This is a genomic window from Caldimonas sp. KR1-144 (assembly GCF_049446155.1).
Taxonomy (GTDB): Bacteria; Pseudomonadota; Gammaproteobacteria; order Burkholderiales; family Burkholderiaceae_C; genus Rivibacter.
The window spans coordinates 107,591-130,550 of the sequence record NZ_JBMSEE010000002.1 but is presented as its reverse complement, the minus strand read 5'-3'; the positions used below and the strand labels follow the sequence as shown (position 1 = coordinate 130,550).

Annotated in this window: 19 protein-coding genes; 6 read left to right on the top strand and 13 right to left on the bottom strand. The window is 71.1% G+C overall.

Annotated elements, in window-relative coordinates:
• Nucleotides 1–195: 195 nt before the first annotated feature.
• The 3 genes from ACO2TI_RS04485 to ACO2TI_RS04475 form a co-directional block, all read right to left on the bottom strand.
• The gene (locus ACO2TI_RS04485; RefSeq protein ID WP_423282257.1) at nt 196–1,107 is read right to left on the bottom strand and encodes an amino acid ABC transporter substrate-binding protein; all 912 of its coding nucleotides are present in this window, start codon (nt 1,105–1,107) and stop codon (nt 196–198) included.
• Nucleotides 1,108–1,199: 92 nt separating this feature from the next.
• The gene (locus ACO2TI_RS04480; RefSeq protein WP_423282256.1) at nt 1,200–2,150 is read right to left on the bottom strand and encodes a LysR substrate-binding domain-containing protein; all 951 of its coding nucleotides are present in this window, start codon (nt 2,148–2,150) and stop codon (nt 1,200–1,202) included.
• 21 nt (nt 2,151–2,171) lie between these two features.
• Nucleotides 2,172–2,729, bottom strand: a complete 558-nt coding sequence (locus tag ACO2TI_RS04475) for a YaeQ family protein (protein ID WP_423282255.1) — start codon at nt 2,727–2,729, stop codon at nt 2,172–2,174.
• A 101-nt stretch (nt 2,730–2,830) separates the two neighbouring features.
• Between ACO2TI_RS04475 and ACO2TI_RS04470 the strand changes: the two genes are divergently transcribed.
• Nucleotides 2,831–4,045 carry an esterase/lipase family protein gene (locus ACO2TI_RS04470; protein ID WP_423282253.1) on the top strand — a complete coding sequence of 405 codons (1,215 nt, stop codon included), beginning with the start codon at nt 2,831–2,833 and terminating at the stop codon, nt 4,043–4,045.
• Here the strand turns inward: ACO2TI_RS04470 and ACO2TI_RS04465 are convergent.
• Nucleotides 4,042–5,880 carry an ABCB family ABC transporter ATP-binding protein/permease gene (locus tag ACO2TI_RS04465; protein ID WP_423282252.1) on the bottom strand — a complete coding sequence of 613 codons (1,839 nt, stop codon included), beginning with the start codon at nt 5,878–5,880 and terminating at the stop codon, nt 4,042–4,044. The two genes, ACO2TI_RS04470 and ACO2TI_RS04465, sit on opposite strands and share 4 nt — an antisense overlap.
• 59 nt (nt 5,881–5,939) lie before the next feature.
• Here ACO2TI_RS04465 and ACO2TI_RS04460 point away from each other — a divergent pair, with 59 nt between their 5' ends.
• Nucleotides 5,940–6,344, top strand: a complete 405-nt coding sequence (locus tag ACO2TI_RS04460; protein ID WP_423282251.1) for an acyl-CoA thioesterase — start codon at nt 5,940–5,942, stop codon at nt 6,342–6,344.
• Here ACO2TI_RS04460 and ACO2TI_RS04455 read toward each other — a convergent pair.
• The 5 genes from ACO2TI_RS04455 to ACO2TI_RS04435 all read right to left on the bottom strand — a co-directional run bounded on the left by ACO2TI_RS04455 (nt 6,334) and on the right by ACO2TI_RS04435 (nt 12,451).
• Nucleotides 6,334–7,002: a sulfite oxidase heme-binding subunit YedZ gene (locus tag ACO2TI_RS04455; protein WP_423283306.1), complete on the bottom strand. Its 669-nt coding sequence runs from the start codon at nt 7,000–7,002 to the stop codon at nt 6,334–6,336. The two genes, ACO2TI_RS04460 and ACO2TI_RS04455, sit on opposite strands and share 11 nt — an antisense overlap.
• 13 nt (nt 7,003–7,015) lie before the next feature.
• Nucleotides 7,016–8,023 carry a protein-methionine-sulfoxide reductase catalytic subunit MsrP gene (gene msrP / locus ACO2TI_RS04450; RefSeq protein ID WP_423282249.1) on the bottom strand — a complete coding sequence of 336 codons (1,008 nt, stop codon included), beginning with the start codon at nt 8,021–8,023 and terminating at the stop codon, nt 7,016–7,018.
• 101 nt (nt 8,024–8,124) lie between these two features.
• Nucleotides 8,125–9,537, bottom strand: coding sequence for a c-type cytochrome biogenesis protein CcsB (gene ccsB, locus ACO2TI_RS04445; RefSeq protein ID WP_423282248.1), 1,413 nt, complete (start codon nt 9,535–9,537; stop codon nt 8,125–8,127).
• Entirely contained in the window at nt 9,534–11,705 is a 2,172-nt protein-coding gene (locus tag ACO2TI_RS04440) for a cytochrome c biogenesis protein ResB (RefSeq protein ID WP_423282247.1), read from the bottom strand. The genes ccsB and ACO2TI_RS04440 overlap by 4 nt, the downstream gene beginning before the upstream one ends.
• Nucleotides 11,706–11,818: 113 nt before the next feature.
• Nucleotides 11,819–12,451, bottom strand: a complete 633-nt coding sequence (locus tag ACO2TI_RS04435) for a c-type cytochrome (RefSeq protein ID WP_423282246.1) — start codon at nt 12,449–12,451, stop codon at nt 11,819–11,821.
• Between the two features lie 84 nt (nt 12,452–12,535).
• Between ACO2TI_RS04435 and yihA the strand changes: the two genes are divergently transcribed.
• From yihA to ACO2TI_RS04415, 4 genes are all read left to right on the top strand, one after another.
• Complete coding sequence (gene yihA / locus ACO2TI_RS04430; RefSeq protein ID WP_423282245.1) at nt 12,536–13,201, top strand: ribosome biogenesis GTP-binding protein YihA/YsxC; 666 nt, start codon at nt 12,536–12,538, stop codon at nt 13,199–13,201.
• Between the two features lie 68 nt (nt 13,202–13,269).
• Nucleotides 13,270–14,208 (top strand): alpha/beta fold hydrolase, encoded by a 939-nt coding sequence (locus ACO2TI_RS04425; protein ID WP_423282244.1) that lies wholly within the window; start codon nt 13,270–13,272, stop codon nt 14,206–14,208.
• Nucleotides 14,209–14,294: 86 nt separating this feature from the next.
• On the top strand, nt 14,295–14,927 hold the full coding sequence (locus ACO2TI_RS04420; RefSeq protein ID WP_423282243.1) for a DUF1326 domain-containing protein: 633 nt from the start codon (nt 14,295–14,297) through the stop codon (nt 14,925–14,927).
• 9 nt (nt 14,928–14,936) lie between these two features.
• Nucleotides 14,937–15,743: a DUF2182 domain-containing protein gene (locus tag ACO2TI_RS04415; protein ID WP_423282242.1), complete on the top strand. Its 807-nt coding sequence runs from the start codon at nt 14,937–14,939 to the stop codon at nt 15,741–15,743.
• Nucleotide 15,744: 1 nt separating this feature from the next.
• Here ACO2TI_RS04415 and ACO2TI_RS04410 read toward each other — a convergent pair whose 3' ends face one another.
• From ACO2TI_RS04410 to ACO2TI_RS04395, 4 genes are all read right to left on the bottom strand, one after another.
• Entirely contained in the window at nt 15,745–16,614 is an 870-nt protein-coding gene (locus ACO2TI_RS04410; protein ID WP_423282241.1) for a hypothetical protein, read from the bottom strand.
• A 138-nt stretch (nt 16,615–16,752) separates the two neighbouring features.
• On the bottom strand, nt 16,753–18,993 hold the full coding sequence (locus tag ACO2TI_RS04405) for a patatin-like phospholipase family protein (protein WP_423282240.1): 2,241 nt from the start codon (nt 18,991–18,993) through the stop codon (nt 16,753–16,755).
• A gap of 10 nt (nt 18,994–19,003) precedes the next feature.
• A complete protein-coding gene (locus ACO2TI_RS04400; RefSeq protein WP_423282239.1) occupies nt 19,004–20,455 on the bottom strand; it encodes a capsule assembly Wzi family protein in 1,452 nt (483 codons plus the stop codon).
• A 179-nt stretch (nt 20,456–20,634) separates the two neighbouring features.
• Entirely contained in the window at nt 20,635–22,785 is a 2,151-nt protein-coding gene (locus tag ACO2TI_RS04395; protein WP_423282238.1) for a DUF1631 family protein, read from the bottom strand.
• Nucleotides 22,786–22,960 lie beyond the last annotated feature (175 nt).

The window sequence follows — 22,960 nt, the reverse complement described above, 5'->3', positions numbered from 1 at the left end:
GGGCGCAGCGCGCCCTCCCTCCAGAAGCAAATGACTTCGACTTAAGCGAATGCCGTGCCGGCCGGGCCGGTGGGCCGCAGTGGACATGGCCGCCAGGGGCCTTGTCAATCGGGCCGCACCGCGCCGTCCGGTGCCGGTCGGGAAAAAACAAAAGGGCCCACCTCGGCAGGTGGGCCCGGGAGCGAGGAAGCCGCCTTACTTCTTGGCGTAGGCTTCCATCGGGTTGTCGTTGGGGTTCGCGATCGCGGCCTTGAGCGTCTCGCCCATCGGCAGGTTGACGTTCACGTTCTTCGGCGGGATCGGCGAGGTGAACCACTTCGCGTAGAGCTTGGCGAGGTCGCCGCTCTTCATCATGTTGCGGATCGAGTCGTCGACCGCCTTCTTGAACGCCGCGTCGTCCTTGCGGAACATCACCGCGATCGGCTCGACCGACAGCACCTCGCCGACGATCTTGAAGTCGGCCGGGTTCTTGGCGTTGGCAATGTTGCCGGCCAGGATGTTGTCGTCCATCACGAAGGCGTCGGCGCGGCCCGACTCGAGGATCAGGAACGAGTCGGCGTGGTCCTTGCCGTAGACCTCGTTGAAGTTCACGCCGGCGGCGCGCTCGTGCTTGCGCAGCGTCTGCACCGAGGTCGTGCCGGTGGTGGTGACGACGTTCTTGCCGTTGAGCTGGCTGATCGAGTTGATGCCCGAGGCCTTGTTCACCGCGGTGCGCACTTCGGTGATGTAGGTCGTCAGGCCGAAGGCCACCTGCTGCTGGCGCGCGGCGTTGTTGGTGGTCGAGCCGCACTCGAGGTCGACGGTGCCGTTTTGCACCAGCGGGATGCGGTTCTGCGAGGTGACCGGCGTGTAGTCGATCGAGATGCTCGACAGCCCGAGCTGCTTGCGGATGTCGGACACGATCTTCTCGCACAGCTCGACGTGGTAGCCGGCGAACTTGCCGCCGCCCAGCGTGTACGACAGCGGCGACGACGACTCGCGCACGCCCATCGTGATCTTGCCGCTGGCCTTGACTTTGGCCAGCGTGTCGGTGGCCTGGGCATGGGCCGCACCGGCCGCGACGAGCGCGGCAGCGAGGACGGCGAGCGACTTGTTGATCGTCGACATACGGGCTCCTTGTGGGATGGGGTCAGAGAAAACTGGGGCGCAATGTACCCGAGACGGGCGAACCTTCGAGCGGGTGGACGGGGTGATCCCTGTCATCGCGCGGCGGATTGTGCTTCAAGCATGGAACGCGCCTGCTCGCGCAGGTGCTCCCATAGCGCGAGGGCCCCCGGCTTGGCGTGGCGCGCGGTCTCCGGGCGCTCGCGGTAGATGCGCAGGTCGATCGTCAGCTCAAGCTGGCCGCCCGGCGCGGCCGGCACCAGCAGGCGCTGGCGTAGCTCCTTGCGCACCGCGCTGGCCGGCAGGAAGGCCAGGCCGTGGCCTTCCAGCGCCATGGCCTTGAGGCCCTCGGCCATGTCGGTCTCGTAGATCGGCTCGAGCGGCAAGGGCTGCTCGGCCTGCTTGATGATCAGGTCGACCATCTGGCCCAGGTAGGCGCCGGCCGCATAGCCGAGGAAGGGCAGGCGCTCGCTGCTGCGCCCGGGCAGCCGGAACATCGGCTCGCCGTCGGGCCCGGCCTTGGCATAGGCCGAGATGCGCTCCTCGCCCAGGCTCAGCCATTCGTAGCGCTCGGTCGACAGCTGCAGCGGCTGCGCCGGGTGGTGGTAGGCGATCAAGAGGTCGCAGCCGCCTTCGGCCAGACGCAGCACCGCGTCGTGCACGTTCATGGCCGTGAGCCGGCTCTTGATCGGCCCGAAGCGCCGCTTGAGCTCCATGACCCAGTGCGGGAAGAACGCGAACGCCAGGTTGTGCGGCGCGGCGAACTCGATCATGTCCTGCCCCACCGCGCGATGGCCGCGCAGCAGGTTGCGCGCGACCTGCAGCGCGCCCAGGATCTCCAGCGCCTGCCCGTGCAAGGTCTCGCCGGCCGGCGTGAGGCGCGTCGGGTAGGAGCTGCGGTCGACGAGGTCGGTGCCGGCCCAGGCTTCGAGCGCCTGGATTCGGCGCGAGAAGGCCGGCTGCGTGACGTGGCGCAGCTGCGCCGAGCGCGAGAAGCTGCGCGTCTCGGCCAGGCTCACGAAGTCCTCAAGCCACTTGGTTTCCACGGCCTGGCAGTGTAGGAGCGCTCAGCGAACCTGCGCGGCCTTGATTTCCCTGGGCGTCACCTCGACCGAGCCGGCGTCGCCGGCGACGAAGATGTGGCCGTCCTGGATCGTGAAGCTCAGGCGCATGCTCCGTTCGGCCATGGCCGCGAGCGCGGCCGTCTGCTCGGGCTCGAGCTGCATCACGCGCAAGCCCTGCAGGCGCTCGATCGGCCCACGGTTGGCCTGCCACCAGGTCTCGCCGGTGCGGCCGTAGACGTAGAGCACCTGCTCGCGCGTGCGATGGCTGGCCTTGCGCAGCCATTTCTCGTCGGGCAGGCCGACATCGACCCACAGCTCGATCTCGTCGGCGTAGTTCTTGCGCCAGAGGTCGGGCTCGTCCATCTCGGTCATGCCGTTGGCGAAGGCCAGCGCGGGCTCGTCGTCGCTGGCGTGCAGCGCGTAGGCGAGCAGGCGCACCATCAGCCGCTCGTCGTTCTCCGACGGATGGCGCGCCAGCGTGACCGCGTGCGTGCCGTAGTGGCCGCGGTCCATGTCGGCGATCTGGAGCTCCGCCTTGAAGACGGTGGATTTGAGGGCCATGAAAGCGAGGCGGTGGGTCGGAGGCGAAACAGCGAAGTCTGGCACAGCGGCGCCGGACAACCGCAGGTGCCCTGCCTAGTCGCCGGCATCACACTGCTTCAATGACCTCACGTGCACCGCTGCGGCGTGCCGACCTGCGCGGCGCAGCGCGCCTGGCCGCCGACGCCACCGTCGGGCTGACCGACCTGGTGGAGGCGATGCACGCGCGCATCGCCCGCCGCCCGGGCAGCGGCGCGCCGCACGAACACCCGCGAGCCGGCGTCATCAGCGCACAGGTCTACAACACCGTGCGCGGCGTGACCCGGCTGGTGAGCGGCGGCGTCGACGCGCTGCTGGCCCTGCCGGTCCCCGCTGCAACGGCCCGCGACCCGAGTCCGCGGCGCGAGGCCATCGTTGCGGCGCTCAACGGCGTGATCGGCGACCACCTCGCCGCAACCGCGAACCCCCTGGCCACGGCGATGGCGCTGCGTCGCGACGGCCGCGCCCTGGTGATGGAGCCGCGCGCCCTGGCGGCGAGCGTGCCGCAGGCCACGGACCGTCTGCTCGTGCTGGTCCACGGCCTGTGCATGAACGACCTGCAGTGGTCGCGCGAGGGTCACGACCACGGCGTCGCGCTGGCGCGCGAACTCGGCTTCACGCCGCTGTACCTGCACTACAACAGCGGCCTGCACGTCTCGCTCAATGGCCGCGCGCTGGCGCAGCAGCTGGAGCGCCTGCTCGAGCACTGGCCGCGCCCGGTCGAACGCCTCGTGCTGCTCGGCCACAGCATGGGCGGCCTGGTGGCGCGCAGTGCCGTGCACTACGCGACGCAGGCCGGCCACCGCTGGCCGGCGCGGCTGCGCGACCTGGTGCTGCTCGGCACGCCGAACCACGGCGCGCCGCTGGAACGCGCCGGCCACTGGGTCGATCTTGCACTCGGCGCGACGCCCTACGTCGCGCCGTTCGCGCGCCTGGGCAAGCTGCGCAGCGCCGGCGTCACCGACCTTCGCCACGGCAACCTGCTCGACGAGGACTGGGCCGGCCACGACCGCTTCGCGCATGGCGCGGATCGCCGCCGGCCACTGCCCTTGCCGCAAGGCGTGCGCTGCTACGCGGTGGCCGGCAGGATCGGACGGCAAGGCAGCGACCTGAAGGACCGCCTGCTCGGCGACGGGCTGGTGCCGCTGGACAGCGCGCTCGGGCGGCACCGGGACCCGGCGCGCACGCTGGCCTTCGACGAGCACCGGCAATGGGTCGGCGAAGGCATCAACCACCTCGAGTTGCTGAACCGCGCCGAGGTGAGCGCGCAGCTGCAGCGCTGGTTGGCTACGGCCTAAGCAGCCGCTTCCTCGCTGTGGCTGCGCTGCAGCGCCCACATCTGCGCATAACGCCCGCCCTTGGCCAGCAGTTCGGCATGCGTGCCCTGCTCGACCAGGCGGCCGGCCTCCAGCACCAGGATGCAGTCGGCATCGACCACGGTTGACAGCCGGTGCGCGATCACCAGCGCGGTCTTGCCGCGCGCGGCGCGCTTGATCTCGGACTGGATCGCGCGCTCGTTGGCCGAGTCGAGCGCCGAGGTGGCCTCGTCGAAGATCACGATCGGCGGGTCCTTGAGCAGCGTGCGCGCGATCGCCACGCGCTGCTTTTCGCCGCCCGAGAGCTTGAGCCCGCGCTCGCCGACCATGGTCTCGTAGCCCTTGGGCGTCGAGACGATGAAGTCGTGGATGCGCGCGGCGCGTGCGGCCGCCTCGATCTCCTCGCGGCTCGCGCCGGGGCGTCCGTAGGCGATGTTGTAGGCCACCGTGTCGTTGAACAGCACCGTGTCCTGGGGCACGATGCCGATCGCGCGGCGCACGCTGTCTTGCGTGAGCTCTCGCAGGTCGTGGCCGTTCACCGTGATGCGGCCGGCGTTCACGTCGTAGAAGCGGTAGAGCAGGCGCGCCAGCGTCGACTTGCCGGCGCCCGAGGGCCCGACCACCGCGAGCGTGTGGCCGGCCGGGATCTCGAAGCTCAGGTCGTGCAGGATCTCGCGCTCGCGCTCGTAGCCGAAACCGACGTGCTCGAAGCGCACCGTCGGCGGCGCGTCGAGCGCCAAGGGCCGCGCGCCCGGCGCGTCGCGCACCTCGCGTTCGCGCTCGAGCAAGGCGAACATCTTCTCCAGGTCGGCCAGCGCCTGCTTGATCTCGCGGTAGATCACGCCGAGGAAGTTCAGCGGGATGTAGAGCTGGATCATGAAGGCGTTGACCATCACCAGGTCGCCGAGCGTTAGTCGCCCGGCGACGACGCCCTCGGTCGCCAGCCACAGCATCGCGATCAGCGCCACCGCGATGATCAGCTGCTGGCCGCTGTTGAGCATCGACAGCGTGGTCTGCGACTTGAGCTTGGCGCGGCGCAGCGCCTCCAGGCTCTCGTCGTAGCGTTTGGCCTCGAAGGCCTCGTTGTTGAAGTACTTGACGGTCTCGTAGTTCAGCAGCGAGTCGATGGCCTTGGTGTGCGAGGACGAGTCGAGCTCGTTCATCTGCCGACGGTACTTGGTGCGCCATTCGGTCACGCTGACGGTGAAGCCGATGTAGGCCAGCAGCGCCGCGCCGGTGATCCACGCGAACGCGGCCTCGAACTTGACCGCCAGGATGGCCAGCACGAGGCCCACTTCGACCAGCGTCGGCAGGATGCTGTAGAGCGAGTACGAGATCAGCGACTGCACGCCGCGCGTGCCGCGCTCGATGTCGCGCGTCATGCCGCCGGTCTGGCGCTCGAGGTGGAAGCGCAGGCTCAAGGCGTGCAGGTGGCCGAAGACCTGCAAGGCGATGTGGCGCGCCGCGCCTTCGGAAGCCTTGGCGAAGATCAGCTCGCGCAACTCGGTGAACACCGAGGTGGACAGGCGCAGCAGGCCGTAGGCCAGCAACAGACCGACCGGCACCACCAGCGCGGCGCGCGCGTCGCCGGCCTTGATGTCGAGCGCATCGACCAGGGCCTTGAGCAGGATCGGCACGCCGACGTTGGACGCCTTGGCGGCGACGAGGCACGCCAACGCGAATCCGACGCGCCAGCGGTACTGCCAGAAGTACGGCAGCAGCTGGCCGAGCGTCGCCCAGTCGGAGCGCTTGGGCGCGGGTTCGACCCCGCCGGGGGCGACCACTGCCGCGCGCACGGCCGATTCATGTCCTCGCATGTCTCACAATTCCTGCCTCGTGCACCACCGCACGCCACCGCACATCAACGCACCGACCCATGAACGCCTGCGCCCCCACCCTGCTGCCCACCGACATGGAACTCGTGCTGCGGGTGATGCCGCTGCCCGCCGACGCCAACGGCAACGGCGACGTCTTCGGCGGATGGATCATGGCCCAGGTCGACCTCGCCGGCTCGGTGCTGCCGGCGCGCATCGCCAAGGGACGCATTGCCACGGTGGCGGTCAAGGAGTTCATTTTCAAGCAGCCGGTCTCGATCGGCGACCTGCTGAGCTTTTATGCCCGCGTCGAGCGCGTGGGCCGCACCTCGGTGACCGTGCACGTGGCCGTCTTTGCAGAGCGCAACCCGGCCGACCCGGTGGTCTGCAAGGTGACCGAAGCCACCCTCACCTACGTCGCGATCGACCGCGACGGCCAGCCGCGCGAGATTCCGGCTAGGGCTTGATGGCCAGGCGCCGCCACAGCCGCGCGCCGAGCAGCAGCGCCAGGATCGCGGCGTAGACGGCGACTTCGGCGAAGTCGTTCTTCCCGGCGCGCATCCAGAAGAAGTGCAGGATCGCGAGCCCGGCGATCGCGTAGACCGCGCGATGCAACGCCTGCCAGCGCGGCGCACCGAGCCAGCGAATCGCGCGGTTGAACGAGGTCGCCGCCAGCGGCAGCAGCAGCACGAAAGCCGAGAAGCCGACCAGGATGAACGGCCGCTTGGCGATGTCCTTGGCGATCTCGCCCGGATCGAGCCCCATGTCGAGCCAGCCGTAGGCCAGCAGGTGCCAGCTCGCGTAGAAGAACGTGAACAGGCCCAGCATGCGGCGCAGCCTGGCGAGCGCGTGCCAGCGCGTGGCCTGGCGCAGCGGCGTGATCGCCAGCGTCAGGCACAGGAAGCGCAGCGTCCAGTCGCCCAGCGAGCGGATCAGCGCCTCGGCGGGGTTGGCGCCCAGCGTGTTGGCGATCGCGCCGTAGAGCAGCCATGCGAACGGCAGCAGGCTGGCGGCGAAGACGATCGGCTTGGCGGCGCGATGCGACAGCCAGGCATTGACCCCGCGGCGCGCTGGGGCCGATGGGGCCGGGCCCCGGGCGGAGGCAAGGTTCGTGGCGGCCGACATCGGCATGGCCCGCTCAGTAGTTCTTGACCAGGTCCATGCCCGCATACAGCTGGCCGACCTGCGCCTCGTAGCCGTTGAACATCAGCGTCGGGCGCTTCTTCTGGAACAGGCCGTCCTCGCCGATGCGCCGCTCGGTCGCCTGGCTCCAGCGCGGATGGTCGACCTTGGGGTTCACGTTCGAATAGAAGCCGTACTCCTGCGCCGCGGCCTTGACCCAGGCCGTCTTGGGCTGCTGCTCGACGAAGCGGATCCTGACGATCGATTTCGCGCTCTTGAAGCCGTACTTCCAGGGCACCACGAGCCGCAGCGGCGCGCCGTTCTGGTTGGGCAGCACCTCGCCGTAGAGGCCGAAGGCCAGCAGCGTCAGCGGATGCATCGCCTCGTCGAGGCGCAGGCCCTCGACATAGGGCCAGTCGAGCACGCTTGAGCGCACGTAGGGCATCTGCTTGGGATCGGCCAGCGTGTGGAACTCGACGTACTTGGCATTGCCCGTGGGCTCGACGCGCTTGATCAGCTCGGCGAGCGAATAACCCACCCACGGGATCACCATCGACCAGCCTTCGACGCAGCGCAGCCGGTAGATGCGCTCTTCCATCGGCGAGAGCTTGAGCAGCTCCTCGATGCCGATCGTCTGCGGCTTCTTCACCTCGCCCTCGATCGAGACCGTCCACGGCCGCGTGAGCAGCTTGCCGGCATTGCGCGCCGGGTCGGATTTGTCGGTGCCGAACTCGTAGAAGTTGTTGTAGCTCGCAACGTCGCCGTAGGCGGTGAGCTTGTCCATCGTCACCGCGCCGGGCACGCTGCTGCGCACGCCCGCCAGCGCGGCCAGCTTGTTGGGTCGGGCCACGGCCGCCGCCTGCGCGCGCGCGTCGCGCGCGGCCCAGGACGCGAGCACGGCGCCGGCCGAGCCGGCCGCCAGGGTCTTGAGGAAATCGCGCCGCTGTTCGTAGAGCGAGCGTGGGGTGATCTCGGACGCAAGGGCGTGAACGAAGCCTTGCGCGCGGTCCTTGGGAATCAGCATGGGAGTCGCTCCGTCGAAGGCTGTCGGAGCCGCGGATTCGCCATCGAGTTCCGCCGCGCGCCTGACGCCATGCCCGTCAGTCGTGCCGACCGGTGCGCTCCTTACAGCTCGCCGTAGGAATGCAGGCCCGACAGGAACATGTTCACGCCCAGGAAGGCGAAGGTCGTGACCAGCAGGCCGATCAGCGCCCACCAGGCCGCGACGCCGCCGCGCAGGCCCTTCATCAGCCGCATGTGCAGCCAGGCCGCGTAGTTGAGCCAGACGATCAGCGCCCAGGTCTCCTTCGGGTCCCAGCTCCAGTAGCCGCCCCAGGCCTCGGCGGCCCACAGCGCGCCGAGCACTGTTGCGATCGTGAAGAACGCGAAGCCGACCGCGATGGCCTTGTACATCACGTCGTCGAGCACCTCGAGCGCCGGCAATCGCGCGACGATCGCATCGCGCAGGCCGAGCGTCAGCGCGCCGAACACGGCCACGCCCGCCACCATGCGCAGGCTCTTGACCAGCGCGCCTTGCACGTCCGGCGAGACGCCCGCGGCCATGAAGCCGCCCAGGATCGCGGCCACCGCGAGGGGCACCGCGACGAAGGCGATGCCCAGCGCTCGCTTGCTGGCCGTCTTGAGCAGGTAGGCCCAGGCCACCATCGCGGCCAGCGCGAAGGTGCCGTAGCCGACGAAGTTGGCCGGCACGTGGACCTTCATCCACCAGCTCTGCAGCGCCGGCACCAGCGGCTGGATCTCGTGCGCCTCTCGCGAGACCGTGTACCAGAGCAGGAAGCCGACCGCCGCGCTGACCACCAACATCACGAAGGCGCCCAGCGCGCGGACCTGGCCCGCACCGGCGCGGCGCTCGTAGCGCGACTCGAAGTAGAGGAAGAACAGCGTCGTCAGCCAGGTGAACAGCACGAACACTTCGTACAGGTTGCTGACCGGGATGTGGCCGATGTCGGGCCCGATCTGGTGGCTTTCGTACCAGCGCACCATCGTGCCGACCAGGGCCATGAAGACCGCGCCCCACGCGAAGCCCGAGCCCAGGCGCAGCGCGGTGTTGGCCTGCCCCGCCTGCTGGCCGGCGCGCTGTGCGAACAGGCCCGCCCAGTACAGCAGCGTGCTCAGGAACACCAGCACGCCCATCCACAGGATCGCGCTCTGGCTGGCGAGGAACCACTTGAGCAGGAAGTGCTGCTGGCCGGCGGCGAGGTCGGCGCCGAAGCCGTCGGTGGCCTGCGCGTACTGGCCGATCACCAGCAGGCTCGCGGCCGCGACGCCCAGCACCAGCACGCGCAGCGGCGACCAGAACCAGCCCAGCCAGATCGTCAGCGGCACCGCGCCGACCAGGATGCCGCGCTCGTAGACGTCCATCGACTGGCCGTAGCGGCTGAAGGCGTAGCCGGCGCCGAGCACGACCAGCGCGGCGTAGATCCAGTCGAATGCCGAACGCTTGCTGAAAGCCCCCGGGCGGCCGAGGCTGACGCTGCCCAGCGTGGTGGTCGGGGTCGGGGAAGTCGTGGTGTTCATGGAGCGTCCTTGCGTGCGGCTGGGTTCGCTGTAGCCGTTGCGGCGTCCTGATCAAGCAGGGCCTGCTTCCACTGCTCGAACTCGCGATCGGTGTCCAGCGTCTGGCGCGTGCACGACAACGCAGTGGTCACCTGCGTGCGGCCTTCGCCTGCGTCTTCGAGCCAGATCCACAGCCGGCGTTCCCGAATGTAGAGCATCGCGAAAACGCCCACGATCAGCAGCGCGCAGCCGAGGTAGACCAGGTTCTTGCCCGGCGAGCGGGTGACTTGGAAGACGCTGGCCTGGCGCTGGTCGAAGCCGGTCGGCATCAACAGCACAGGCGCGGGATACAGCATCGCGTCGGACAGCGAGATCACGGCCTGGGTCATGAAGGCCTGCGTGGTGTCGTCGGTCGCCAGGGCTTTCAGGCCCGCGCGTTCGCGGGCAAGGTTCACCAGCTCGAACAGGCTGCCGTTGAGGATGCGGATCAGCACGTCCGAGGTGCGCGCGCGATCGGCCTGCGGCACGTTCGCGTCGAGGAAGTCGGCGATCGCCTGCAGGCCGCCGGCCGGCTGCGCGCCGCTCTTGGCAGGCTCGGCGCCGGCAAACAGCGACAGCGCGCGCTGCGCGGAGATCGCCAGTTGCTGCGCGAGTTCGGGCCGGTCGGTCGGCGCGGCCAGCTTGACGTAGCGACGCACGGCCTCCTCGCGCGCTGCGGGGTCACCGAGCGCCGCGCGCAGGCGCATCCAGCCGTCGAGACCGCCGGTCTCGTCGGCGGGGATGCGCAGGTAGCGAAAGCCCTCGTTGGGGTTGTCGCGCACGCCGGCAAGGAAGACGCGCTGGCCGTCGAGCTCGATCGGCAGCATGTAGTTGTTGAATTCGCGCGCCTGGCCCGCGGCATCGCGCAGCTTGTAGCTGATCGACGGGCCGACGTTGGTGAGCGTCTTCTCGGTGCGCGTGCGCGCGCCCGAGCCGAGATGGCTCTCGAGGCTTTGCACCAGGTCGACCTTGCGCACGTCGGTCGCGCCGCTGCCGGAGGCCGCGGCGAGGTTCTCGACGTTGATCACGCGCAGCCCGGTGAGCTCGAGCGTCGCCATGCCGTCGGGCAGCGCGAGCGGCTGGCTCGCGCCGACCTCGCCCTGGAGCTCGGCCGCCGGCGCGCCGGGCGCGAGCGGCCAGGACTTCAGCGTGAGCTTCGAGCCGCCGTCGTCGAAGCTCGACTGGTAGACCGCCACGCCGTGGACGATGGCCGGCTCGTTGACCTTGATCGTCGCGGGCGTCGTCTTGCCGGTCTCGTGGTCGTGGATCAGCACCTCGCTGGCGAACAGCTTGGGCATGCCCGTGTCGTAGTAGTCGACGATGAACTTCTTGAGCTCGATGTCGAACGGCAGCGGCTGCAGCACGATGCCGTCGCCAAGCTGGATCACCGCGGTACCGGTGCGCTGGCCCTCGGCGACGAAGACGTTGCCGCGGTAGGTCGGGTTGGCCGCGCTCAGCACATGCTCGGGCGGCACGCTCGAGATGGCGCCGCTGCCCCGGTAGGGCAGCTTGCCGGTCAAGGCCATCTGCGCGCGCACGACCAGGTTGCCGTCGAGCAGGCCGCCGATGCACACCAGCACGATCGCCGAGTGCGCGCACAGGTAGCCCAGCTTGTTGGCCGTTCCCTGGCGCGCCGCGACCATCACGCCGCCCGCGTGGCCCTCGGCCGGCGCGCGTGTCTGCGCGCGCGCGGCCCAGCCACCCGCCTTGAGCAGCGCATCGACGCGCGCGATCGCCGCGTCGCGGCCCATCGCCAGCTCGCCGTGCGCGCGATGGTGGAAGGCCTTCAGGCTCGACGCGCGCAGGTGCTCCTTGAACGTGCGCAGGTCGTGATTGATCTTGGGCAGGTTGCGCGCAATGCACAGGCTGGTGGAGATCACCAGGAAGGCCAGGATCAGCAGGAACCACCAGGTGCTGTAGACCGTGTACAGCCCCGCCGCGTCGAACACCCGCGCCCAGAACGGGCCGAACTGGTTGACGTAGTTCGGAAACGGCTCGCCCTGGCGCACCACGGTGCCGATCACCGACGCGATGCAGATCACGCTCAGCAGCGCGATCGCGAAGCGCATCGAGGACACGACCTCGACCGCCTCGCGCAAGGCTCGCGAGCGGGATGAGACGACGATGCCGGAGGTGGTGACGGCAGACATGCGGCGATTATCCGAAGCGACCGTCATCGGCCGCTGTTGCGGAGCGTAAGCCCCCAAAGCAAAGGGCCGGCATGGCCGGCCCTCTTCGCATGCGCTAGCTCAATGCAGCGCGATCACTGCAGGCCGGCGATGTAATCCGCCACGGCCTTGATCTCGCGGTCGTTCATCTTCGCGACCACGCCCGACATCTGCGCGTTGTTCTTGCGCCCGCCGTCGCGGAAGCCGAGCAGCTGGGCCTGCGTGTAGTCGGCGTGCTGGCCGGCCAGGCGCGGATAGACCGAGGGGATGCCGGCGCCGGTGGGGCTGTGGCAGCCGGCACAGGCCGGCACGTTGCGGTCGGCGATGCCGCCGCGGAAGATCTTCTCGCCCAGCGCGACCGTGTCCTTGCTCTTCGCGAAGCCCGGCTTGGCCTGCTTGGTGGCGTAGAAGGCGGCGACGTTCTTCATGTCCTCGTCGGACAGCGTCGAGGCCATGCCCTTCATGATCGCGTTGTCGCGCTTGCCCGACTTGAACTCGGACAGCTGCTTGGCGAGGTACTCGGGGTGCTGGCCCTGCAGGATCGGGTTGGCCGGGCTGCCGCGCGAGCCGTCGGCGGTGTGGCAGGCGGCGCAGACCTGCGTGGAGATGGCCTCGCCCTTCTTCAGGTCGGGCTTGGCGCTCGGCTTCGCGGTCTCGGCATGCGCCGGCACAACGGCAAAGGCGCTGATCGCGGCGGCCAGCAGGAACGTCGACAGGGCAGGCTTCATGGGCGAAATCGGATGGTTCCGCGAGGAAAACAGCGCTGCGCACGGGCGCGGCCCCAAGCGCAATCGGCGATTTTACAATGCCGAATGACCGAGCCGACCTCGACCGCCGCGCGCGACGCGCTCGCCTGGGCCCACAGCGCCCGATTCCTCACCACCGCAGCCCAGCTCCACCAGCTGCCGCCCTCCGAGCTGCCGGAGATCGCCTTCGTCGGCCGCTCCAACGCCGGCAAGTCGACCGCGATCAACACCCTGGCGCAGCAACGGCGCCTGGCCTTCGCGTCCAAGACCCCGGGGCGCACGCAGCACATCAACCTGTTCGAGGTCGGCCCCAGGGACGCGCCCGATGCGCTGCTGGCCGACCTGCCCGGCTACGGCTACGCCGCGGTCGAGCGCGCCGCCAAGCTGCGCTGGCAGCAGGTGATGGCCGACTACCTGGCCCAGCGCCGGCCGCTGCACGGCGTGGTGATGCTGGTCGACTCGCGCCACGGCCTGACGCCGCTCGACCGGCAGCTGCTCGAGTTCGTCGGCCCGCGCGTGGCGACCGGCGAGGTCAAGCTTCTCGTGGTGCTCACCAAGGCTGACAAGCTCAACCGCAGCGAACAGCACAAGGCCGTCGCCGCGGTGCAGCCGCTGCTCGATGGCCTGGCGACCGAGAACGCCGACATCGGCATCCTGCTGTTCTCCGCGCTCAACCGCCAGGGGCTCGATGACCTGGCCCTCACGCTGCACGGCTGGGCGTCGCCTGCGTGACGAGGCGCCGCCCGCGCGGCCCGGATACTCGCGCGCAGCCCGCCCCCGACGGGCGTTCAGGAGACGCGATGAGCCCTTGCGCCGCGAGCGACACCCCCGGCATCGACACCTTCGACCTCGCGCTGCCGCACGGCATCCGCCTGAGCTGCCGCGCCGCGGGCCGGCCCGGCGCGCCGCTGATCGTGTTCCTGCACGGCTTTCCCGAGGCCGCCTTCATCTGGGACGAGCTGCTCGCGCACTTCGGCGCGCGCTATCGCGCCGTGGCGCCCAACCTGCGCGGCTACGAGTGCAGCTCGGCGCCGGCCGAGCCCGAGGCCTACCGCGCCAAGGCGCTGATGGCCGACCTGGTCGCGCTGATCGAGGCGCTCGCGCCCGACGGCCGCGCGGCCGCGGTGGTCGCGCACGACTGGGGCGGCGCGGTGGCCTGGAATCTCGGCATCGCGCAACCTCAGCTGCTCGAGCGGCTGGTGATGATCAACTCGCCGCACCCGGGAACGTTCGCGCGCGAGCTGCAGCGCAACCCGGCGCAGCAGGCGGCCAGCGCCTACATGAACTTCCTCGCACGGCCCGACGCCGCCGCGCTGCTGGCCGAGAACGACTTCGCCCGGCTGTGGCCCTTCTTCACCAACATGGGCGGCGAGCAGTGGCTCACCCAGGCGCTGCGCGAGCGCTATCGCGCCGTGTGGCGCGGCGACGGATCGAGCGAGCCCGGCCGCGGCCTGGTCGGACCGCTCAACTACTACCGCGCGACCCCGCTGCGCCCGCCGAGCGCGAGCGACGACGCGGCGCAGCGCGTGCACCTGAGCGACGAGCAGGTCACCGTGCACGTGCCGACCACGGTGTTGTGGGGCGAGGCCGACACCGCGCTGCCGCCGGCCCTGCTCGACGGCCTGGAGCGCTGGGTGCCGCGCATGGACCTGATCCGCGTGCCCGGCGCAACGCACTGGATCCTGCACGAGCAGCCGCAGGCGGTGATCGCGACGATCGAGCGTGCGCTGGCCGGTTGACGCGGCGCCGGCACGGTCCTAACTTGCATGGATGGTGGTCACGCCGCGCGACCGGCGCGGCGCGCTCGCCGGCAGGAGGTCCGACCATGGCTCAAGCAGACTGGCGCCTCGAAGGCGAATGGATCAAGAACTGCAGTTGCGCGTGGGGCTGCCCGTGCGACTTCAATGCCCGGCCCACGCAAGGCTGGTGCAAGGGGCTGGTGGGCATGCGCATCACGAAGGGCCACTTCGGCGAGGTCGGCCTTGACGGCCTGTGCTTCGCGGTCACGGTGTCCTTCCCCGGCGCGCTGCACGAGGGCAACGGCCATGCGCAGCCCATCATCGACGAGCGCGCGAGCCCCGCGCAGCGCGACGCGCTGCTCGCCATCCTGTCGGGCCAGCACTCGGCCGAAGGCACGCTGTTCAACATCGTCAGCCTGATCGTGGTCAAGCTGCACGACCCGGTGTTCGCCCCGTTCACGTTCGAGTTCGACAAGCCCGGGCGCGTCGCGCGGCTGAGCATTCCCGGCGTGCTCGAGACCGAGGTCGAGCCGATCAAGAACCCGGTCACCGGCGCGCCGCACCGCGTGCAGGTCGTGATGCCCGAGGGCTTCGAGCACATCGAGGGCGAGATCGCCTCGTCGAACATCCGCAGCAGCGGGGCGCTGCAGTTCGAGACGAAGGGCGGCCACGCGACCCTGGCCAACGTGACGCAAACGCCGCAAGGCGTGGTGGCCTGAGGCCGGGCGGTGGCAGCACCCGGCGCGGGCGTGCCCGCCGCCGCCTGGCTGCAGCGGCTGCTGCAGCGCGAACGGGTCGTCGTGGCCGGCGGGCTGCTCGCGGCCGTCGGCCTGGCCTGGGGCTATCTGCTGGCCGGCGCCGGCACGATGGAAGAGATGGACGGCATGCTGATGCCGATGTCGTCCGGCCCGTGGACCGCCGGCCACGCGGCGGTGATGCTGGCGATGTGGGCCGTGATGATGGTCGCGATGATGCTGCCCGGCGCGGCGCCGACCATCCTGCTGTACGCCAGCATCGCGCGCCGGCGTGCCGGTACCGCCGGTGCGCCGGCGCCCGGCACGCTGGCCTTCGCGGCCGGCTATCTCGCGGTCTGGGGCGCCTTCAGCGTCGCGGCCGTCGCGCTGCAGTTCGCGCTCGAACGCGCCGCGCTGCTGTCGCCGATGATGGAGACGAGCAGCATCGCGCTGGCCGCGGGGCTGCTGATCGGCGCCGGCGCCTACCAGTGGACGCCGCTCAAGCGCGACTGCCTGCGCCGCTGCCGCTCGCCGCTGGAGTTCGTGCTGACGCAATGGCGCGAAGGGCGGCGCGGCGCCTTCGCGATGGGCTGGCGCCACGGCGCCTACTGCGTGGGCTGCTGCTGGGTGCTGATGCTGCTGCTGTTCGTCGGCGGCGTGATGAACCTGGGCTGGATCGCCGGGCTGGCGGTCTACGTGATGATCGAGAAGCTCGCGCCGGCCGGCCACTGGATCGCGCGCGCCGGCGGTGCCGCGCTGATCGCCTGGGGGCTCGCGCTGCTGTGGACGCTGCGCGGTTAGTTCAGGCCAGGCCGAGGTCGCTGCGCGCCCGCAGCGAATCGGCTTGCCAGTACCACAGCCGGTACGGCGGCGGCACGTCCCAGTAGCCGTACGGGCCCAGGTCGCGGCCGCTGCGCAGATCGACGCAGCAGCGCTGGAAGGCGGCGCGCACGCCGTCTTCGGGCCGCTGCGCGTCGGCCAGCTTGATGCACGCGCGGTACTCGTAGGCCAGCAGCAGGCCGCGACCGAACTCGTCCCAGGCGCCGCGCTTCTTCTTCCAGGCGGCCTCGGCCTCGCCGACCGCGAGCTCGAGATCGCCGTTGGACGGCAGGCTGGGATAGACCGGGAAGAAGGCCGCCCAGCCCGAGGCAACCATGTCCAGGTTGAGCGTGCGCCGGCGCGCATCGCTGCGCGGCGGCAAGGGCTCGGCGCCGCCGAAGTGCGGCGCGAAGTAGGCGAGCAGGCGGCCGTAGGTGTCGACCATCTCGCCGGTAGGCATCACCGCGAGCGAGCGCCGGCTGCCGTCGTCGCGCAGCAGTCGGCGCTCGAGCAGCGCGTCGAACTCGGCACTGGCGCGCTCGCCGGCGGCGATGTGGCGCGCCGCCGCGCCGTCGTCGAGCTTGTCGATCAGGTGGTTGCGCAGGCCCTTGGGCAGCAGCGCCTTGTAGAAGTCGCCCTTGAGCCGCGCGCGGCATTCGTCGAGCTTGCGTTGCGCCAGTTCGGGTCGGCCGGCGTAGCCGCTCTTCTCGGGCGTGTCGCACGAGACCATGCGGATCGGCTGCTCGATCACCGGCGCGTCGCCTTCAGAATGGCGCAGCAGCTTGCGCGCCGCGGGGGTTCGTGTCGCGCGGACGAAGTCGAAGCTGACGATGTCGATCGGCTCGGCGGGCATGCGCTCTCCTGTGACGAAGCCGCATCACAGCAGCGACCGATGAAGCTCGCGTGAATCGGCCCCGCGCGAATGTGACGAACCGCATCGTGGCGTCGTGCGCACGCGCCGCCCATCCTCAAACCTCAGGGCATCACGGCCTCAAGGCCGGCCGAGGAAGAGGTAGACCGCCGCGTCGCCGCGTGGCGCCCAGGCCAGGCCGAAGTAGAGCGGGCCGATGCCGGTGTCGGCGCCGAGGAAGGCGCTGAAGCCGCTGCGCAGCCCGCCCAGGCTCACGTCGTCGCGCCGGCTCCAGGCGTTGCCGGCCTCGAGCGTGACGCCGGCGAACATGCCGCGCGTCAGCGCCACCGGCGCGAGCCGGTAGTAGTAGCTCAGGCGGCCGAACACCAGGTAGTTGCCCTCGACCTGCCCGGGCTTGTAGCCCGACAGGTTCTGGAAGCCGCCCAGGTTGTACAGGCCCTGTCCCTGCACTGCCGCGCCGCCGGCCATCTGCGTGCGCGCGTAGACGCTCACGGTGTGGCGCCTGGCCATCGTGAAGGCAATGCTGCCGTCGCCTTCGAAGCGCGTGTAGTGGTCGGCATTCGAGCTGCCCGACTCGCGCAGCGCGCCGCCGGCCAGCTCGCCTTGCACGCGGTAGCCGGACTGAGGGAAGAACGCGTAGTCGAGCTGGTCGATCGTCGCGCGCACGCGCAAGCCCTGCTCGCGGCGCGTGCGCGACTCGGTGCTGCCGGTGTAGCCCTCGCCGATCAGCAGCGGCTTGTCGGTCCAGCGCCGCACGTAGGCGCCCAGGCGCAGCTCGCCGAACTGGCCCCAGGGTTGGCCGAGGTCGAGGCCCAGGCCTTCTGTGGTGCGGCGCAGCCGGCCGCTTTCGGGGCCCTCGGGGCCGGCATAGGTGGTGAACTGCTCGCGGCGGATCACGCCGGCCGGCGCGATGAACCAGTCCCAGCCGAGCGATTCGCTCCAGCGCAGCGGCCGGTAGAACTCGCTGAACCAGGTCGGCTGCGAGCCGATCTGCACGATGTTGCGCCACTCGCTGCCGTTGGCGTCGAGCCAGTGGCGGTTGTGCGAGATCTTGATGTTGAAGTCGCTCTCGCCGCTGAAGTCGGTGCTGAGGTCCAGGCCGACCTTGAAGTAGTTCGGCCCCCAGGCCTTGTCGTCGAGCGCGAACACGACGCCGTCGACGCCGTCGCTGGCGTGCACGATCTGGAAGTCGACGCGGTCGTAGTCGCCGCTGGCCGCGAGCCGGCGCACGTCGCGCTCGGCGGCCGCAGGATCGAAGCGCAGGCCGGGCTGCGTCTCGAGCTGCGCGGCAAAGCGCTCGGGGTGCGTGAGCTCGCTGCCCTCGAAGCGCACGAAGGCCAGCGGCGGGCGATCGCCCGGCGGCTGCGCGCGCGCGGCGGCCCACTGCCGGTACGCCGCCTCGCCGACCGCGAAGTCGCCCAGCTGCAGCACCTGCGCGTTGGCCTGCAGTTCGCCGAGCTGGAAGAAGTCGGCGGAGCGCGCGAAGTCGGCCGAGGTGAGGCTGCCCAGCGGCGGCGTGATCAGCAGGTCGCGCGGCGTCAGCGAGGCGAGGCTGCGCTGCACGTTCTGCTCGGTGAGGATGTTGATCATCTGCGCCGTCACGCCGAGCAGCGTGCCCAGCGTCTCGCGCTTGGCCAGCGGCGTGCCGACGTTGACGACGATCACGATGTCGGCGCCCATCGCGCGCGCGACGTCGACCGGCACGTTGTCGACCAGGCCGCCGTCGCCGAGGATGCGGCCGTCGATCTCGGTCGGCGAAAACACGCCCGGCACGCTCATGCTCGAGCGCAGCGCCAGCGCGAGGTCACCCTCCTTGAACACCACGGGCTGGCCGGTCTCCATGTCGGTCGCGACGGCGCGAAACGGCGTGGGCAGGCGGTCGAAGTCGCGCACGTCGCGCACCGCCAGCGTGTAGCGGCGCAGGAGCAGCTCGAGGCCGCGGCTGGAGACCGTGCCCAGCGGCACGCGGAACTCGCCGTCGCGCAGCCCGACCTCGATCGCGGGCGCGATCTCGTAGTCTTCTTCCTTGCGCCGCTGCGACAGCTCCTGGCGCGAGACGCGGCTCGCGAACAGGCCGTCCCAGTCGACCTTGAGCAGCTCGCGCTCGAGCTGCTCGGCGCTCATGCCGCTGGCGTACAGGCCGCCGATGATCGCGCCCATCGAGGTGCCGGCGATCACGTCGATCGGCACGCGTTCGCGCTCCAGCACCTTCAGCACGCCGACATGCGCCAGGCCGCGCGCGCCGCCGCCGGACAGCACGAGGCCGACCTTCGGGCGCGCCAGCGGCGTGCCGGCGGGCGCTTGCGCCCAGCTCGCCGCGAACCAAACAGACAGGACGAAAGCAGCGAGACAGCGGCGCATCGGCGCGATGTTACGGGCGCGCGTCCCAGGGAAACTCGACGCGTCCGATCACGCCCCAGTCCGCCCGCCCGGTGGCCGGCGCATGCTGCGCGTCCAGCGCGACGCGCCAGCGCCAGCGCGGCATGCTGGCGTGCAGCGCGAGGCTGGCGCCGTAGATCTCGCCGTCGCCGGGGAAGGCCTGGTTGATGCCAACCTGCCCGTTCGAGGCAATGCGACCGTGCCACAACAGCGCCTCGACGCGCGGCTGCGTCGCGTCGCTGGTGCGCGTCCAGTCCAGCCCGGCGACGACGATGCGCGCGCCGCCGCCGGTGAAGGCGCCGATCGGCAGGCCCTGGTGGTAGTGGCCGGTCACGTAGGTCGAGTGCGTGTAGACCGGGCCGAGGCTCGCGCCGTCGAGCCCGAACAGCGCGCTCATGCGCGTGTCGGTGGCCTCGAGCGTCCACTGCCAGCGGTCGGCGCCGACCAGGTGTCGCCATTGCGCGCCGACGGTGCCGAAGCGCTTGGACGGCAAGTAGCCCGCCTCGTCCTCGCCGGCGATCTGGCCGTAGAGCATCAGCGTCGAGTCGCCGAGCGGCACGGCCCAGCGCGCGTCGAGGCCGGCGATTTCGTTGCCGGGATCGGGGCCGTCTTGCGCAACGTCGTCGATGTTGGAGCGCGAGCCGGTCAGCGCGCGCCACAGCGAGCCCGGGCTTTCGCTGCGGCCCTCGCCGCCCCAGTACAGGTAGCGCGCGGCGCCCAGTTCCAGGCCGGGCAGCGGCCGCACGGTCAGCCGCATGCCGATCGCCTTCGGCCGCGCCGGCTGGTAGTCGCGCGGCTGGGCGACCGACAGCTCCCAGCTCCACGGCCCGATCCACTGCAGCCACTCGCTGACCGGCGCGCTGTCGGCCGCGCGGCGCAGCAGCAGGCTCGCCTGCGGCGCAGCGACGTTGCCCAGGATCGGCGCCGCATAGCGGGTCGGTCCCCACCAACGGTCGAACTGGCCCGCTGCCGCGAGCGCGAACTCGCCGATGCAGGCGCCGTAGCTGCCGTCGATGCCGGGGCCGTCGTCGTCGTGGCCCAGCGGCTCGGAGCGCATGTTGATGCTCAGCTGCCCGGCGCAGGACTCGCCGGCCAGGCGTGCCGTCGCCGTCGCCGTGCCGCGCGCACGCTGGGGCCAGGCGGCGCCGACCGGCACATGGCGCGCGGTGTTGACGCCGAAGGCCAGCGACGCGGCCGCGCTCGCGTGACGCAGCGCCTGCTCGACGCGCGCCAGCGCGTCGCGGTCGGCTTCAGTCAACGGCGCATCCGGCGCTTGGGCGCGCAGTGCGTCGATCACGACCGCCGCGGCGATCGGCCACTGGCCTTGCGTCAGGTCGATCACGCGGCGGTCGGCCAGCCAGGCGAGGTCGTCGCGCAGGCCCGTGTCGCCGGGGTCGAGCAAGGTCGCACGCGGCGGGTCTTCGGCCCAGGCGGGAGCGCTCATCGCGAGCGCTAGGCAGGTGACGAGCGGCCATGGCGCTCGAAGGTTCTGGATCAAACGGTCGGCAACGGACATCGGACGGGACTTGTCTTCGCGCAAAAGGCGCAGACCAGAGCAAACGGCATGCCCTGGTGTACCTCCATGCGGGGCGCGGCGCCGTCCCCAGATGTGAGCTTGTGTAGTCAGCGCGCCTGCGCCAGCAGCCGGTCGACGGCGCGCTCGAGCAGGCTGCGCTCTTCGAGCGGCGCGGCGAGCTGGAGCGCGACCAGCCGCTCCAGCGCGCTGCGCGTGAGCGCGTGCGTCTGGCCTTCTCGCGCATCGCTGAACAGCCACATCTCGCGCGCCGGCCCGACCCACAGCAGGCGCGCGGCCGTCCAGCAGCCGCGCGCGACCAGGCGCAGCCAGGTGCCCGGCTCGAGGCGGCGCAGCCAGTCGCCAGGCGCGGCGCCGAGGGCCACCTCGTCGAGCAGCGCGGCCGGCACGGTCGGCAGCGAGCCGACGTCGAAGGCCGTGTCGCCGCCGACGGCCGACGGGCCGGCCTGGGCCTCGTCTTCCGCACGCAGGCGCCGCACGATCTCCTGCGGCTCGAGGCCGGGCGGCGCGGCCATCGGCAGCTCGCCGCGCAGCAGGTCGCCGCGCAGCAGCTCGCGGTGGCGATTCATCAGCAGGTCCAGCACCGCCTGGCGCTCGCCCGCGGGCAGGCCGATCAGCGCGCAGCCCTGCTCGATGCGCTGCACGATGGCCGGCACGCGCGCGATCAGGCGCTCGCGCTCGCCGCTGCCGCGGATCGGGCGCAGGCTGTCGAGGACGTCGTCGACCAGGGCCACCGCAGCACGCGCGGCGGGCGAGTCCTCGCCGTCGCGCAGCGCGATCTCGACCATCGCGTCGACCCACGGGCCGGTGAGAAACGCCGCGAGCTGCGCATCGACACGCGCGGCCGTCAGCTGCCCGCGGCCCAGCGGCTCGGCCTGGGCGTGGTGCACGTGCGCTTGCGCCATGCGGCGCAGGCCGACGCGCAGCGCGCTGCGCCGCTCGGTGCGCTCGAGCCGCTCAATCAGCTCGCGCGCGTCGAGGCGCTCGGCGTCGAGGTCGGCGCGCGCCAGCGCCTCGAACTGCTCCAGCGCATGCGCGAACGCGGCCGCGTCGGCGCGCCGGCCGCCGGCCAACTCGGCGCAGACCGCGTCGACGCCTTGCATCAGCGCGCCCAGCCGCGGGTCGGCGTCGTCGTCGAAGCCCAGCGTGTGCGAGCCCAGGCGCTCGAGCAAGCGCCACGCCGGATGGGTGTAGTCGTTGAGCAAGGCCGGCTCGCGCAGCGCCAGCCGCAGCAGCGGCACCTGCAGCCGCGCCAGCGCCGCGCGCACCGGCATGCGCAGCGCCGCGTCGCCGATCAACGCCTCGACCAGACCGGCCATCAGCTCCATCACCTGGCGATCGGCGATGTCGCGCGCGAGCGCCTCCAGGAGCGGCAAGCGCTCGCGCACGCGGTTGACCAGCGCCGCATCGCCGGCGCCGGGCGCTGCCGCGCCGAGCATGCGCAGCACGTCGGCGTCGAGCGCCTCGAGCGATCCGCTGCCGGTGGTCGGGGTGCCCAGCTGCGGGCGCATGCGCACGCGCAAGGCGTCGAGCGCGCCGGGCCGCGTGACGTCGAAACCCGAGGACACGGGCGTCGGCACGCGGCGGTCGCGCGAGGTGTGGGCACGCCAGGCGGCCGGCTGGACGCCTTGCGCTTCGAGCCGCGCGAGCGCGTCCGTGGCGAGGCGGCCGAGCGCGTCGATCAGCGGCTGCGCGAGCGCGCGCAGCAGGGCCAGCCGTGCCGGCCCGGCCAGGCCGAGCACGCCGGCGGCGTCCCAGACCACGCGCGCGAGGAGGTCGGGGCGCAGCGGATTGGATTCGGCGCGCACGCGGTCGTGACCGGCCAGCGTGGCGGCACGCGCCTGAAGCTCGCGCAGCACGGCGTCGTGACTGGACTCGACGGCCTGCACGATGCGCAGCAGCTCGACGTTCTCGTCGGCCTGGTCTTCGTCGACCAGGCTCAGGCTGTCGAGCGAGCGCGGGGTGGCGCGGCGCGTCGCGGTGGGCGCCAGCGGCGCCTCGAAGTCGGCGCGCCAGCGCTGTTCCAGCAGTTCGGCGACGCGGCGCGCCCACAGCGGATGGTGCTGGTGCACCGCGACCTCGGCGTCGAACAGCGGCGCGCCGGCGGTGCCGCGCAGGCTGCGCGTGGTGGTGGGCGACTGAAGCTGGCCGCGCGTCTCGTGCGCCAGGCGGCTCATCCAGCGAGGCACCCCGGACAGCAGTTCGTCGAGGGCCCGCTGCAGCGGTGCAGGTATCGGCATGATGGGGAAAACGGCGACAAACGGTCGCTCGGAGCCGATTATCGGCGCCGGCACTGTCGCTCGGCTGTCGGTTGGGCCATCGATCGGACGACCGCATCCCGCCGGCGACCGCGCTGTTGTACTGCCGGTCCCGCAAAGAAAAAGGGCCGCCTTCCGGCAGCCCTTTTGCTGAATC